Origin of the sequence: Amycolatopsis sp. NPDC004169 (assembly GCF_040610315.1) — a bacterium.
In the GTDB taxonomy this organism is placed as follows: domain Bacteria; phylum Actinomycetota; class Actinomycetes; order Mycobacteriales; family Pseudonocardiaceae; genus Amycolatopsis.
This window is the reverse complement of sequence record NZ_JBEXMD010000072.1, coordinates 18332-32259: the sequence shown is the minus strand read 5'-3', so window position 1 is coordinate 32259 and position 13928 is coordinate 18332. Positions and strand designations below refer to the sequence as shown.

15 protein-coding genes are annotated in these 13928 nt (G+C 72.7%); 11 read left to right on the top strand and 4 right to left on the bottom strand.

Annotation, left to right across the window (positions count from 1 at the left end):
• Positions 1-518: 518 nt before the first annotated feature.
• Positions 519-917: a RidA family protein gene (locus ABZX11_RS46285; RefSeq protein ID WP_354925194.1), complete on the bottom strand. Its 399-nt coding sequence runs from the start codon at positions 915-917 to the stop codon at positions 519-521.
• Between the two features lie 42 nt (positions 918-959).
• Between ABZX11_RS46285 and mtnA the strand changes: the two genes are divergently transcribed.
• Complete coding sequence (mtnA, locus tag ABZX11_RS46280) at positions 960-1937, top strand: S-methyl-5-thioribose-1-phosphate isomerase (RefSeq protein WP_354925192.1); 978 nt, start codon at positions 960-962, stop codon at positions 1935-1937.
• Here the strand turns inward: mtnA and ABZX11_RS46275 are convergent.
• Positions 1900-2115 carry a ferredoxin gene (locus ABZX11_RS46275; protein WP_200876502.1) on the bottom strand — a complete coding sequence of 72 codons (216 nt, stop codon included), beginning with the start codon at positions 2113-2115 and terminating at the stop codon, positions 1900-1902. The genes mtnA and ABZX11_RS46275 overlap by 38 nt on opposite strands.
• A gap of 2 nt (positions 2116-2117) precedes the next feature.
• The gene (locus ABZX11_RS46270) at positions 2118-3308 is read right to left on the bottom strand and encodes a cytochrome P450 (RefSeq protein ID WP_354925190.1); all 1191 of its coding nucleotides are present in this window, start codon (positions 3306-3308) and stop codon (positions 2118-2120) included.
• A gap of 115 nt (positions 3309-3423) precedes the next feature.
• Here ABZX11_RS46270 and ABZX11_RS46265 point away from each other — a divergent pair, with 115 nt between their 5' ends.
• From ABZX11_RS46265 to ABZX11_RS46250, 4 genes are read left to right on the top strand one after another with little or no spacing between them, the layout of a single operon-like run.
• Positions 3424-3933, top strand: coding sequence for a PadR family transcriptional regulator (locus ABZX11_RS46265; protein WP_176175597.1), 510 nt, complete (start codon positions 3424-3426; stop codon positions 3931-3933).
• Entirely contained in the window at positions 3930-5135 is a 1206-nt protein-coding gene (locus ABZX11_RS46260) for a cytochrome P450 (protein WP_354925188.1), read from the top strand. Before ABZX11_RS46265 ends, ABZX11_RS46260 begins: the two co-directional genes overlap by 4 nt.
• A gap of 4 nt (positions 5136-5139) precedes the next feature.
• Positions 5140-5337, top strand: coding sequence for a ferredoxin (locus tag ABZX11_RS46255; RefSeq protein WP_354925186.1), 198 nt, complete (start codon positions 5140-5142; stop codon positions 5335-5337).
• Between the two features lie 42 nt (positions 5338-5379).
• Entirely contained in the window at positions 5380-5943 is a 564-nt protein-coding gene (locus ABZX11_RS46250; RefSeq protein WP_176175594.1) for a TetR/AcrR family transcriptional regulator, read from the top strand.
• Here the strand turns inward: ABZX11_RS46250 and ABZX11_RS46245 are convergent, their stop codons facing one another.
• Positions 5944-8679, bottom strand: coding sequence for an FAD-binding and (Fe-S)-binding domain-containing protein (locus tag ABZX11_RS46245; protein ID WP_354925183.1), 2736 nt, complete (start codon positions 8677-8679; stop codon positions 5944-5946).
• An 84-nt stretch (positions 8680-8763) separates the two neighbouring features.
• On the opposite strand from ABZX11_RS46245, the gene ABZX11_RS46240 reads away from it, so the two are divergent.
• From ABZX11_RS46240 to ABZX11_RS46215, 6 genes are all read left to right on the top strand, one after another.
• Complete coding sequence (locus ABZX11_RS46240; protein WP_176175592.1) at positions 8764-9903, top strand: GAF domain-containing protein; 1140 nt, start codon at positions 8764-8766, stop codon at positions 9901-9903.
• Entirely contained in the window at positions 9879-10523 is a 645-nt protein-coding gene (locus tag ABZX11_RS46235) for a response regulator transcription factor (RefSeq protein ID WP_176175591.1), read from the top strand. The genes ABZX11_RS46240 and ABZX11_RS46235 overlap by 25 nt, the downstream gene beginning before the upstream one ends.
• Positions 10524-10536: 13 nt before the next feature.
• Positions 10537-11355, top strand: a complete 819-nt coding sequence (locus ABZX11_RS46230; protein WP_354925181.1) for a PHP domain-containing protein — start codon at positions 10537-10539, stop codon at positions 11353-11355.
• Between the two features lie 118 nt (positions 11356-11473).
• Complete coding sequence (locus ABZX11_RS46225) at positions 11474-12283, top strand: ABC transporter ATP-binding protein (RefSeq protein ID WP_176175589.1); 810 nt, start codon at positions 11474-11476, stop codon at positions 12281-12283.
• A complete protein-coding gene (locus ABZX11_RS46220) occupies positions 12280-13053 on the top strand; it encodes an ABC transporter ATP-binding protein (RefSeq protein WP_354925179.1) in 774 nt (257 codons plus the stop codon). Before ABZX11_RS46225 ends, ABZX11_RS46220 begins: the two co-directional genes overlap by 4 nt.
• On the top strand, positions 13050-13928 hold the full coding sequence (locus ABZX11_RS46215) for a branched-chain amino acid ABC transporter permease (protein WP_354925177.1): 879 nt from the start codon (positions 13050-13052) through the stop codon (positions 13926-13928). The genes ABZX11_RS46220 and ABZX11_RS46215 overlap by 4 nt, the downstream gene beginning before the upstream one ends.

Below are 13928 nucleotides of genomic sequence, written 5' to 3'. Positions count from 1 at the left end.
GGCCGGGGGGCCGGGGGGCCGGGGGGCCGGGGGGCCGGGGGGCCGGGGGGCCGGGGGGCCGGGGAGAGGTTAGGTCAGCAGCGGCCGGGGCCGGGGCCGGGGCCGGGGCCGGGGCCGGGGCCGGGGCCGGGGCCGGGGCCGGGGCCGGGATGAGGCTAGCTCGGCCGGGAGCCGGGAGCCGGGAGAGGTTAGGCCGGGGCAAGTGTGCTAGCCCGTGTCGCCCCTCCAATCACGGGTGATGCCCCTCCAATCACGCGTGATTGCTCCCCAATCACGCGAGATCGCCGCCTGATCACGCGATTCCCGGCCCTGGTCACGCGAGTTCCGGCCCTGATCACGCCAACCGACCCGCCAGGTACGCGAGTCGCCCATCCAGGTACGCGAGTCGTCCGTTCCGGTACGCCGGACCCGCGTGATCAGGACCGTGACTCGCGTGATTGAACGCGGAACTCGCGTGATCAGAGAGCGATCTCGCGTGATTGGAGAGGCATCTCGTGTGGTTGGCGGGGCATCTCGGGTCAGGCTAGGGCGGCGGTTACGTCGAGTTCCACGAGCTGGCCTGGGAAGCCGAGCTGGGCCACGCCCAGCAACGTGCTCGCCGAGGCGAAGGCCGAAGCTATCGGCGAGGACGTCAGCCGCGTCCACACCGCGGACAGTACCGAACGGTCCTCCGTCACCACGTAGATCACCGTTCGCACCACATCGGACGGCGTGGCTCCCGCGAACTCCAGCGCCGCCGCCGTGTTGGTGGCCACCTGGTCCGTCTGGGCCAGGACGTCTCCGGGGACCACCGTGCCGTCCGGCGTCACCGGACACTGGCCCGCCAGGTACACCGTCCGGGATGCCGACGTCACCGTCACGTGGTGGTAGCCGGGTGGTGTGTGCAAGCCGGGCGGGTTCTGCCGTTCAATGGTCACGATCCCATCTTCACCGGGCGGGCAAGCGAAAAAGGAGGCCTCGTGCGCAGGACCATCGACTGGGCCGACGGCGCCGTCGTCATCATCGACCAGACCGCTCTCCCCGGCGAGTATCGGCTGCTCGAACTCACCACCGTCACCGAACTGGTCGACGCCGTCCAGCGGCTCGCCGTGCGCGGTGCGCCCGCCCTCGGGGCCGCCGGGGCGCTCGGTGTTGCCCTGTCCCTCCACCGGAACGGTGACGTGCACCGGGACGCCGACCGGATCGCGCACGCCCGCCCCACCGCCGTCAACCTCGCCTGGGGTGTGGAGCGCGCGCTCGAAAAACTCGACCAGGGCAAGGAAGCCGTCCTCGCCGAAGCGCGAGCCCTGCTCGACGAGGACGAACAGCTCAACGAGACCGCTTCACGCCACGCCGCCGAGATCGTGCTCGCGGAGTGTCCACGGCGCCCCCTGCGGCTGCTCACCCACTGCAACGCCGGGCACCTGGCCACCGTCGGCTGGGGCAGCGCCCTCGGCGTCGTCTGGCACCTGCACGCGCGCGGGCTCGTCGAAGAAGTCCTCGTCGACGAGACGCGCCCGCTGCTCCAAGGCGCCCGGCTGACCGCGTGGGAACTCTCCCAGGCGAACGTCCCCTACCGCGTCCAGCCCGACTCGGCCGCCGCGGCCGCGATGGCTCGCGGGATGGTCGACTGCGTGCTCGTCGGGGCCGACCGGATCGCCGCGAACGGGGACGTCGCCAACAAGATCGGCACCTACGGCCTCGCCATCGCCGCGAAACACCACGGGATCCCGTTCGTGGTGGTCGCCCCCTCGTCCACAGTGGACAGCAAGCTCGCGGACGGCACGGGCGTCGTCATCGAGGAACGCGACGCCCGCGAGCTCACCGAAGCCACTCCGAAGGACGCTCGGGTCTTCAACCCCGCCTTCGACGTCACCCCGTTCGACCTGATCACGGCGGTGGTCACCGAGCACGGCACCTTCAGGGGCGCGGCCCGATCTCCCGGCCACCGTCGGTGACCGTGATCGCCATGGCCGGGCACGAGTCCGCCACGTCCAGGACCGTCTCGTCGGCCTCCACCGACGGTGTCACCGGGTGGGCCACCGCACCGTCGAGGGTGAACACCTCCGGCATCAGGGCCGCGCACATCCCCGACCCGATGCAGGTGTGTTCGTCGACCTTCACGTCCCAGCTCATCATCACCATCCGATCGGCATCGACCGCGGTCCGCGGACGAGCATCTGCGTCTTCCACACGATATCGCCGGCGAGGTGCAACCCCGGCATCTCGGTGACCAACGCGCGCAGCGCCTCCTGCAGCTCCAGCCGGGCCAGCGGCGCACCCAGGCAGTGGTGGACGCCGTGGCCGAAGCCCAGGTGGTGGTTCTCCTCGCGGTCGAAGCTCAGCTTGTCCGCGTCGCCGAACTGGAGCGCGTCGCGGTTGGCCGCGCCGATCGCGACGAGCACCGGTTCACCCGCCCGCACCAGCACGCCACCAACCGAAACGTCCTCGGTGGCATAACGCGCGAACCCCGCGCCGGCACCCAGCGGCACGAACCGCAGCAGCTCCTCGACCGCCGCCGGGATCAGGTCCGGGTCGGCGCACAGGCGCTCCCACTGCTCGTGCTGGTCCAGCAGCGCGTAGACGAAGTTCGGGATCTGGCTCGCGGTCGTCTCGTGGCCGGCGACGAGGATGCCGACGCACAGGTCGACCAGCTCCAGCTCGGTCAGCCGGTCACGCACGTCGCGGGCCTCGATCAGCGCCGTCATCAGGTCGTCCTGGGGCCGCTCGCGGTGCTCGGCGATCAGGCCGCGCATGTAGTCGCGCAGCTCTTCGCGGTTGCGCTCGAACTCCTCCGGCGTCAGCCCGCTCGTGGACAGCGCCGCGTCGCTCCAGACGCGGAACTTCGGCCGGTCGGCGACCGGGACGCCGAGCAGCTCGCAGATCACCGCGACCGGGATCGGCAGCGCGTAGGCGTCGACCAGGTCGGCGGGCGCACCGCTCGCCTTCATGTCCGCGATCAGCTCGGCGGCAAGCGAAGCGACGCGCGGCCGCAGCAGTTCGACGCGGCGCATGGTGAACGCCTTCGCGACCAGCGTCCGCAGCCGCGTGTGGTCGGGCGGGTCCATCTGCAGGATGCCGCCGTCCCGCACCGCCGGCGAGCGGCGCGGCGCGTCCTTTTCCTTCTCCATCGCCCGCGAGAACCGGCGGTCGCCCAGGACCAGGCGGGCGTCGGCGTAACGGGTGGCCAGCCAGGCCGGCTCGCCGTAGGTCATCTTCACCCGGACCATGCCGTCGGCGTCCCGCGCGGCGGCGTAGGCCTCGTTCAGGTCGAGCCCGGCCTCCTCGTTGAACGGGTACGCAAGCGGTTCGGTGTGGGTGGCAGTCATGCGGGAACCCCCGTGCTCCGGTTGTAAGCAGCTGCTTACAACGCTACACAGTTTCTTCCCGCCTGTCACGATCCGCCATTGCCCGGTCACCGGAAACTAGGTTACGGTGACCTAGGTGTGGATCGAAATCCTGCTGCTGGCGAAGCTCGCCCGCGAACCGATGCACGGTTACGAACTCCGCAAGGCCGTGGAGGCCTCGACCGGCCACACCTTGTCGAACAACTCGCTCTACCCGACGCTGCGGCGCTTCGTCGACGCGGGCGCGGTGAGCCGCAGCGCGGAGGAGCAGGAGGCCAAGCCGCCGCGGCACGTCTACACGATCACCGACGTCGGGCGGGAGCTGCTGCACGACATGCTCGCCGACTTCCCGCCCGAGCTGGCGCTCAACGAGCCCGAGTTCCTCGCGCGCGTCGGCAACTTCGCCTGGTTGCGCGAGGAGGAACGAGCACGCGTGCTCGACGTCCGGAAGCGGGCGCTCACCGCCGAGCACACCCGCCTCACCGGGCACGCCGTCCGGCAGGCCGACCCGTGGAGCCGGGCCGCGCTGCAGCACGTCCTCGGGAAGCTCGACGCCGAACTCCGCTGGCTCGCCGACCTGAACACCGATCCGAGAGAAGGCGCATGACCACCACCGAAGAAACGCCTCGCCTCCCCTTCACCCAGGCGGACGCGCTCACGATCGCCCCGGAGTTCGCGCTGCTGCGGCGGCAGGCGCCGGTGAGCCGGGTGCTCACCCCCGCCGGCGACCCGGCGTGGCTCATCACCTCCTACGAGGAAGCCAAGGAGGTCTTCCGCGACCGCCGCTTCGGCCGGTCCCACCCGAAACCCGAAGAGGCGTCACGGATTTCCCACGCGGCACTGCAGGACGGCCCGAGCGGCGACTTCGACACCGAAGAGCGCGACCACAAGCGGATGCGCCGGATGCTGGCGCCCGCGTTCTCCGCACCCCGCATGCGCGCCCTCGGCGACCGGATCGCCGAACTGACCGACCGCTGCCTCGACGACATGGAAGCCGCGCGCGCACACGGGCCCGTCGACCTGGCCGCCGTGCTCGCGTTCCCGCTGCCGGTGCTGGTGATCTGCGAGCTGCTCGGCGTGCCCTACGCCGACCGCGAGCACTTCCGCGAGCTGTCCGAGCGGATCGCCCGGATGGACGGCGGTGCGGACGCCCAGGCCGCCATGGCGGAGTTCATGGCCTACATGGCGAAGCTGGCCGACGCCAAGCGCGCCGACCCGCAGCCCGACGTCATCTCCGACATGGTCGCCTACCAGGCCGAGGACCCGGCCTTCACCGACGAAGACCTCGCGCGGATGGGTGCCGGGCTGTTGTTCGCCGGCCACGAGACGACGTCCACGCGGATCGCGGTGGGCACGCTGTTCCTGCTCAGCGACACCGCCCGCCGCGACCGCTTCGCCGCCGACCCCGAAGGCCAGGTCGACAAGACCGTCGAGGAGCTCCTGCGGCTGACCGCCACCAGCGGCACCGGCCTGCTGCGGTACGCGCACGCAGACGTCGAGATCGCCGGAACGCGGATCCTGCGCGGCGACGCCGTGCTGATCTCGCGCGACGCGGCCAACCGCGACGAGTCGGTGTTCGCCGACCCGGACGCGTTCGACCCGGACCGCACGCCGAACGTGCACCTCGCCTTCGGCACCGGCGCCCACGTCTGCATCGGCGCCAACCTCGCCCGCACCGAGCTGCGGACGGTGTTCCCCAAGCTGTTCCGCCGCTTCCCCGGCCTGCGGCTCGCCGCCGGGATCGACGAGATCCCGGTCCGCACCAACCGCGTGGCCGGCGGCGTCGAGCGCGTCCCGGTGGAGTGGTGAGCCGATGAAGATCACCGTCGACACGGGCAGCTGCGTCTCGTCCGGCCAGTGCGTCCTGCTGGCGCCCGAGACGTTCGACCAGAACGAGGAGGACGGCACGGTCATCCTCCTCGCCGAGGAACCGCCGTCCGGCGAGGAGGAGGCGGTGCGGCAGGCGGAACTGACGTGCCCGGCCGCCGCGATCCGCCTCTCCGGCGCCTAGGGTCTGTCGCGCCGCGTCCGGTTTGCCGGTTAACCTGCTTCGATGAGCGAGCAGCCTGGCCGGCGGCGGGACGCGGCCGCGACGCGGCAGGCGCTGCTCGACGCCGGGGCGAAGCTGTTCGCCGAGCGGGGGTTCGACCGGACGACCGTGCGGGACATCGCCGATCTCGCCGGGGTCAACCAGGCGCTGCTCTTCCGCTACTTCGGCAGCAAGGAAGCGCTGTTCGAGGAGGTCATCGCCCGCAGCGGGCGCGAGCACCTGGAGGCCCACCCGCCGGAACGGCTGTTCAGCGCGTCGCTGCGCAGCATGCTCGAGCCGGGCGGCGACCGGAACCGGACCCTGGAGACGTACCTGCGCTCGTCCGGCAGCGGCGACGTCGGGGCGGTGCTGCGCCAGGAGATCGGCGACGAGTACGCCCGGATCCTGGCCACGCTGACCGACGCCCCGGACGCCGAACTGCGCGCCGACCTCGCGCTGGCCTGGCTGATGGGGATCGGGGTGGTCCGCGAGCTCACCGGCAGGCAGCCGCTCGTCGGCGCCGACCCCGACGACATCGTCCGCCTCGTTCTCACCGCCGTCCGGACACTGCTGGAGCGCGCCGAGTGATCACGGCAGGGCCCGCCGCAGCAGCTCGGCCAGGTGCACCGGTGTCCGTCCCGACTCCTGGGCGATCTGCGTCCGGCAGCTGAAGCCGTCCGAGACCACGACGGTGTCCGGGGCGGCCGCGCGGATGGCGGGCAGCATCCGGTCCTCCGCCACCGCCTTGGAGACGGCGTAGTGGCCGCGCTCGAACCCGAAGTTGCCCGCCAGGCCGCAACAGCCCGAGTCCAACGTCGTATTGCGCACGCCCGCGGCCGCCAACGCCGACTCGTCCGCGCCGAAGCCCAGCACCGCGTGCTGGTGGCAGTGCACCTGGGTGATCGCGTCGACATCGAGCGCCGCGAACGGGATCGGCGCCCGCTCGAGCAGCTCGGCGAAGGTGAACGTCCGGGAGGCCAGCAGCGCGGCACGCTCGTCGCCCGGCATCAGGGCGGGCAGGTCGCCGCGGAACAGCGCCGTGCAGCTCGGTTCCAGGCCCGCGACCTCGTAGCCGTCCTCCAGGTACGGCGCCAGCACCGACAGCGTCCGGTCCAGCACCCGCCGCGCGACGCCGAGCTGGCCCGTCGACACCCACGTCAGTCCACAGCAGACACCGCGGTCCGGCAGCACGACGTCGTAACCCGCCGCGGTGAGGACTTCGTGGGCCGCGTCCAGCACCGAAGGCGTCAGGTAGTTGTTGAACGAGTCCGGCCACAGCACCACCCGCCGCTCCCCCGAGGCCCGCCGCCGGAGATCCGCGCGCGACGACGTGAACGGAGACGCGGCAAACGTGGGCAGCGCACGCTCCGGCGCGATCCCGCCGAGCCGCTTCACCAGCCCCGCCAACCGGGACCGACCCACGAGATTGGCCAGCCGCGGAGCACGAGCGCTGAGCCGCAGCCACAGCGGCAGCCAGCCCATCGAGTAGTGCGACGGCGGACGCAGCCGCCGCCGGTAGTGCTGGTGCAGGAACTCGGCTTTGTACGTCGCCATGTCGACGTCGACCGGGCAGTCCGACAGGCACCCCTTGCAGGACAGGCACAGGTCGAGCGCGTCGCGGACTTCGGTGGAGCGCCAGCCGTCGGTGACCACCTCGCCGTTGATCATCTCCGCGAGCAGGTGGGCCCGTCCGCGCGTGGAGTGCTGTTCCTCGCGGGTGGCCCGGTAGCTCGGGCACATCACACCGCCGCCGCTGGTGTTGCGGCACTTGCCGACGCCGACGCACCGCCGCATCGCCTGGCCGAAACTCCCGCGGTCCTCCGGATAGCCGAGGAACACACTGTCCTCGAAGGACTCCGAGGTCGGTCGCACGCGCAGGTCCGCGTCGATCGGCCGCGGCGCCACCAGGATGCCCGGGTTCATCCGGCCGGCCGGGTCGAAGATCGCCTTGAACCGCGCGAAGACGTCGAGCATCTCCGGGCTGTACATCCGGGACAGCAGCTCCGAACGCGCCTGGCCGTCGCCGTGCTCGCCGGACAGCGAGCCGCCGTGCGCGGCGACGAGGTCCGCGGCTTCCTCGAGGAACCGCCGGAAGTCCGCCACCCCCGACGACGACAGCAGGTCGAAGTCCAGCCGCAGGTGCAGGCAGCCTTCGCCGTAGTGGCCGTAGACGACGCTGCGGCGGCCGTGCGCGCGCATGAGTTCCTTGAACTCGCGCAGGTACGCGCCGAGCCGTTCGGGCGGGACGGCGGCGTCCTCCCAGCCCGGCCACGCCTCCGAGCCGTCCGCGAGCCGCGTCGCCAGCCCGGCGCCTTCCTCGCGGATGCGCCAGAGCCCGCGCTGCGCGACCGGGTCGTCCACGATCGCGAACCCGGTGAGATCGAGTGACGCGGCCAGCGAACGGGCCCGCCCGGCCGGGTCGTCGCCGGCCAGCTCGACGAACAGCCACGCCCCGCCCGGCGGCAGGTCGCCTGCCCGCCCGGGCAGCATCGCGACGAGCTCGGCGTCCACGCCTTCGACGGTCAGCGGCGACCACGGCAGGATCGACGGCACCGCGTCGGCCGCCGCGATGTCGGAGGGGAAGCCCAGCACGGCGAGCACCTTGCGCTCGGGCAGCTCGGCGAGCGAAACGGTCGCCTCGAGGATGGTCACGCAGGTGCCTTCGGAACCGACGAGGGCCTTGGCGACGTCGAAGCCGTTCTCCGGCAACAGGTGTTCGAGCCCGTAGCCCGACACGCGACGCGGCCACGTCGAGAGTTCCCTGCGCAGCAACGCCAGGTTTTCGCGGACCAGCGCGCGCAGCTCGTCGAAGATCCGGCCTTCGGCAGGCTCGTCCGGGCCCACCCGCAGCCGCGTGCCGTCGTAGAGCAGGACTTCGAGCGAGCGGACGACGTCGACCGTGCGGCCCCAGGCCACCGAGTGCGAGCCGCAGGCGTTGTTGCCGATCATCCCGCCGAGCGTGCAGCGGCTGTGCGTCGAGGGGTCCGGGCCGAACCGCAGGCCGTGCGGGGCCGCGACCGCCTGCAGGTCGTCCAGCACCGTGCCCGGCAGCACGCGGGCGAGCCGGGCGGCCGGGTCCAGCGACAGCACCCCGCCGAGGTGGCGCGAAGTGTCGATCACCAGTCCCGGCCCGCACGCGTTCCCGGCGACGCTCGTGCCGCCGCCGCGGGCGATCACCGGCAGGTCACGATCGCGGGCGGCCGCGACCGCCGCGACAACGTCGTCGACCGTCCGCGGCAGCACCACGCCCCGGGGCACGTGGCGGTAGTTGGAGGCGTCGGTGGTGTACAGCGCGAGCGTGGCGGCGTCGGTGAGGATCTCCACACCCCCATTCAAGTCGACCGGAGGCCGCCGTACCTCTCCAGCCGGGTATGTCCGGAACCACACCCGGTGTGCCATCGTGATCAGGTGACGGCCAAGGAGCACGTTGCGGAGTACAGCGCGGTGCTGGGCGAGCTGCTGCGCGAGCGCGAAAAGCTGCTCGGCACGCTCGACCGGGTCGCCGCGCTGCACGGCACCGCCCGGCTGGTCCGGGAGACGGTCGGGGCGAAGGCCGGGTTCGTCGGCGAGCTCACCGAGCCGGGTCTGGCCGTGATCCGCTGGATGTCCGGCAACCGGACCGACGCGCTGCAGGACCTCGAGGTGTCGACCGGTCAAGGCGTCGGCGGGCGCGTGCTGGCGCTGGGCCGGCCCGTGAAGGTCACCGACTACGTCAGCGCGCCGACGATCACCCACCACTTCGACGTCCAGGTCCGCGGGGAGGGCCTGGCCGCGCTGCTCGCCGTCCCGATCGTCGCGCACGGCGAGACCGTCGCCATCGCCTACGCGGCCATGCGGGAGCCCGCCGACTTCGGTGACGACGCCGTCCGGCGGATGGAGGAGGTCGCCCGCCAGGCCGGTGCGGCCCTGCACCTGGCGAAGGTGGCCGAGACCGACCGCACGGCCGCGGTGGCGGGCGAGCGCCTCCGGATGCAGAGCGCGCTGCACGACTCGGTCGGGGCGCTGCTGTTCTCCATCGGCGTCCAGGTGCGGGACCTGCACGAGGACTTCCACGGGAACCCGGGCCTGGAGGCACGGCTGAAACGGCTGGAGGGGGACGTCTCGGCGGCCGCGGGCGCGCTGCGGGAGTCGCTGCTGGCGCTGTCGGAAAGCAGCCCGGAGCGGGCGCTGCCGGTCGAGCTGGCCGAGCACTGCCGCTCGTTCCAGGCGCGCTGCGGCGTCCCGGCGCGGTTCGTGCAGCTCGCGGCGGTGCCGCCGCTGGACGCCGAACGCACCGCGCTGCTGGTGGCCGCGGTCCGCGAGGGGCTGCTCAACGTCGAGAAGCACGCGCGGGCGTCCTCGGTGATCGTCAGCCTGCTGCCCAGCGATGACGGCGTCCAGGTGGTCGTCGCCGACGACGGCACGGGCACCGAAGCCGTCCCGGGCACCGGTATGGGCCTGCGCACGCTCACCGGGCGGGCGCTGCGGCTCGGCGGGCGCGTCAGCCTGGTCCGGGACGACGACGACGGCTGCACCCTGCGCGCGTGGGTGCCGCTGGTGCGGCCGTGACGCCCGCGAGCGTCTTCGTCGTCGACGACCACCCGGTGGTCCGCGACGGCGTGACGCTGCTGCTGCGCTCGGACCCGTGCCTGACCGTGATCGGCTCGGCCGAGTCCGGGCGGCTGGCGATCGAACGGGTGGCGTCGCTGGCCCCCGACCTGATCCTGCTCGACCTGCGGCTGCCGGACATGCTCGCGCCGGAGGTCGTCACCGAGCTGCGCCGGGTGCACCCCGATGGCAAGATCGTCGTCTTCACCGCGCACGGTGACCACCAGGGCGTGCTGGCCGCGCTGGAGTCGGGCGCGCACGGCTGCCTGCTCAAGGACGCGGCGGGCGCGCAGCTGGTCACCGAGCTGCGGCGGGTGCTGCGCGGCGAACGCGTCGTCGACCCGCGGATCCTCCCGGACGCCGGGCAGCGGTCGGACGCGCTGGCCCGCAGCGGGCTGACCCGCCGCGAGTACGAGGTGCTGCGGCTGGCCGCGCAGGGGCAGACGAACCCGGAGATCGCGGAGTCGACCGGGCTGGCCCGCAACACGGTCAAGACGTACCTGCAGTCGGCCCTGCACAAGCTGGGCGCGCGCAACCGCGTCGAGGCGATCGGGAAGGCCAGCGAAGCCGGGCTGCTGTGAGATCCTCGGCCGGGTGACGATCGACCTGCACGCGCACAGCACGGCCTCCGACGGCACGACCCCGCCCGCGGAGCTGCCCCGGCTGGCCGCCGAAGCCGGGCTGACGGTCCTCGCCCTCACCGACCACGACACCTTCGCCGGTCTGGCCGCCGCTTCCGCGGCCGCCGCCGGCGTCGAGCTCGTGCCCGGCGTCGAGATCTCCTGCCGGCTCGACGACGCCGAGGTGCACCTGCTCGGCCTGTTCGTCGATCCGGGGCACGAACCCCTGGCGGCCGAGCTGGAGCTGATCCGCACCGACCGCGTCCGCCGCGGCGTGCGGATGGTCGAACGCTGCCGCGAACTCGGCGCGCCGATCACGCTCGAGCAGGTGGCGTCGATCGCCGCGGGCGCGCCGCTGGGCCGTCCGCACATCGCCGCGGCACTGGCCGCCGCGGGCATCACCGACGCCTTCACCGCCGACTGGATCGCCGACGGCGGCCGGGCCGACGTCCCCAAGCACGTCCTGTCCACTGTGGCGGCGATCGGGCTGGTCCGCGCGGCAGGTGGCGTGGCCGTGCTGGCCCACCCGCGCTCGGTGAAACGCCGGGCGTCGGTGTCGGACGAGCAGCTGGGCACGCTCGCCGCCGCGGGGCTCGCCGGGATCGAAGCGGACCACCCGGAGCAGCCGCCCGAGGTCCGTGACCGGCTCCGGAACGCGGCCGCGGACCTGGGCCTGCTCGCCACCGGGTCGAGCGACTTCCACGGCGATCGCAAGCCGGTCCGCCTCGGCGAATGCACCACTTCACCCGACGTGTTCGCGGCCCTGCGGGAAGCCGCCGTGTCCGTTTCGTAGCACAGGGGGTCTCCAGGTGGGGGTGACGGAGGGCCGCGGCTGATCGCAGGATGGCCGCCACCGATCGTGACTCACGTCACATCAACGGAGGAGGCCCCGTGCGTTCCGGAGTGAGTTCGTGCTGACCGTCCGCGGCCTGCGGGTGCGGTACGGCCGGTCGACGGCCGCCCTGCACGGGATCGATCTCGACGTCTCCGCCGACGGGGTGCTCGCCGTCCTCGGCAGCAACGGGGCCGGGAAGTCCACCCTGCTCAGGGCCGTTTCCGGCACCCTGCGGATGCACCGGGGCGCGATCGACGCCGGTGAGATCCGCTACGACGGCCAGTCCCTCGGCCGGCTCGACCCGGCCCGGATCGTGCGGCTCGGCGTCGTCGGCGTGCCCGAAGGGCGGCAGATCTTCGCGCGGATGACCGTCGAGGAGAACCTGCGGGCCGGCGGCATCGGGGCCCGCACCGCCGCGGAACGGACCGCCGCCCGCGAGCGGGTCGAGGAGCTGTTCCCGGTGCTCACCGAACGCGCCAAGCAGCGCGCGGGCCTGCTCTCCGGCGGCGAGCAGCAGATGCTGGCCATCGGCCGGGCGCTGATGTCCGCCCCGAAGCTGCTGCTCCTCGACGAGCCATCGCTGGGCCTCGCGCCCAAGGTCGTCGAGCAGATCGGGAAGACCGTCCGCGAGATCCACGACCAGGGCACCGCCGTCGTGCTGGTCGAGCAGAACGCCGTGATGGCGCTGAACGTCGCCGACCACGCCGTGGTCCTCGAAGTGGGCCGGGTGGCGCTGGCCGGGACGGCGGCCGAGCTCGCCGCCAGCCAGGACGTCCAGCGGCTCTACCTCGGCGGGCACGCCGAGTCGCAGGAAACCGCCGCCGCCGAAGCCGAGACCGCACGCGCCCGCCTGGCGGGCCGGACGCTGTCGAGGTGGGCCGGATGACGCCGCCGGAGCTGCGGGTCGAGAACGTCTCCCTGCGCTTCGGCGGGATCCGGGCGCTCGACGACGTCACCTTCGCCGTCGCCCCGGGTTCGCTGCACGCGCTGATCGGGCCGAACGGTGCCGGGAAGTCCAGCTGTTTCAACGTGATCAGCGGCCTCTACCGGGCGAACACCGGCCGCGTCCGGCTCGGGGACACCGACCTCACCGGACTCGCGCCGCACCGGCTCACGCGCCTCGGCGTCGGGCGGTCCTTCCAGAACGCCGCCCTCTCCCCCGGCTCGACCGTGCTCGACAACGTGCTGCTCGGCCGGCACGCGCTGACCCGCGGCGGCTTCCTGGAAACCGGGCTGCGGCTGCCGTGGACGGTCCGCGCCGAACGGCGGCACGCCGAGCGCGCCCGGGAAATCTGCGCGTTCCTCGGGCTCGGCGCGGTCGTCGGCGCACCCGTTGGCGCGCTGCCCTACGGCGTCGTCAAGCGCGTCGACCTCGCCCGCGCGCTCGCCGTCGAACCGGTGCTGCTCCTGCTCGACGAGCCCGCGGCCGGGATGAACGCGGCCGAGACCGCCGAGCTGGCCGGCACCATCAGCGGGATCCGGGCCGAGCTCGGCATCTCGATCCTGCTCGTCGAACACGACATGGGCCTGGTGATGGGCATCGCCGACCGGGTCACGGTGCTCGACTTCGGCAGGCGGATCGCCGACGGCACCCCGGCGCAGGTCCAGTCCGACCCGGACGTCGTCAAGGCCTACCTGGGCACGGAGGCAGTGTGAACACTTTCCTGCAGCTGGTGGTGAACGGCCTCGGCAAGGGCGCGGTGTTCGCGTTGCTGGCGCTGGGGTTCGTCATCATCTTCAAGGCCACCGAGGTGGTCAACTTCGCGCACGGCTCGCTCGTGCTCTTCGGCGGCTACCTCGTCGTGGTGACGCGGGACGCGCTGGGCTGGGCGGGCGCGTCGCTGGTCGGCATCGTCTCGGCCGGGCTGCTCGGCCTGCTGCTGGAGCGGCTGCTGCTGTCGCGCTCCCGGCACGCCGACGCGAACAGCCTGGCCCTGCTCACCATCGGCGTCGACGTGATCGTCACCGAAGAGATCGTCCGCCGCCTCGGCGTCACGCTGCCCTTCCTCGGCGACGCTTGGGACGCGAAGCCGTTCCGGCTCGGCGGGATCACGCTGTTCCGCACGCACCTGGTCGCCCTCGTGGTGGCCGCGGTGCTGATCACGGCGTTCTGGCTGGCCTTCAAGTACTCGAACTGGGGTGTGGCCATGCGGGCGCAGGCGGAGAACCGCGAGGCCGCCGCGCTGATGGGCATCCGCAGCTCCCGCGTCACCGCGACCGCGTGGCTGGTCGCCGGGCTGCTGGCCGGGGTCGCCGTGCTGTTCATCGCGACGCAGGACTTCTCCGGGGCCGGGCTGTCCCGCGGGACGCACTCGATCGCGCTGGCCGCCTTCCCCGCGGCGATCCTCGGCGGCCTCGACTCGACGGCGGGCGCGGTGGTCGGCGGCCTGGTCGTCGGGATCGTGGAAGCGCTGTCCGCGCAGTACGTCTCGTTCGACTTCTCCAAGAGCGCGGTGTTCCTGGTGATGCTGGTGGTCCTGGTGGTGCGGCCCTCGGGGCTGTTCGGCACGAGGGAGCGAACGCGTGTCTGA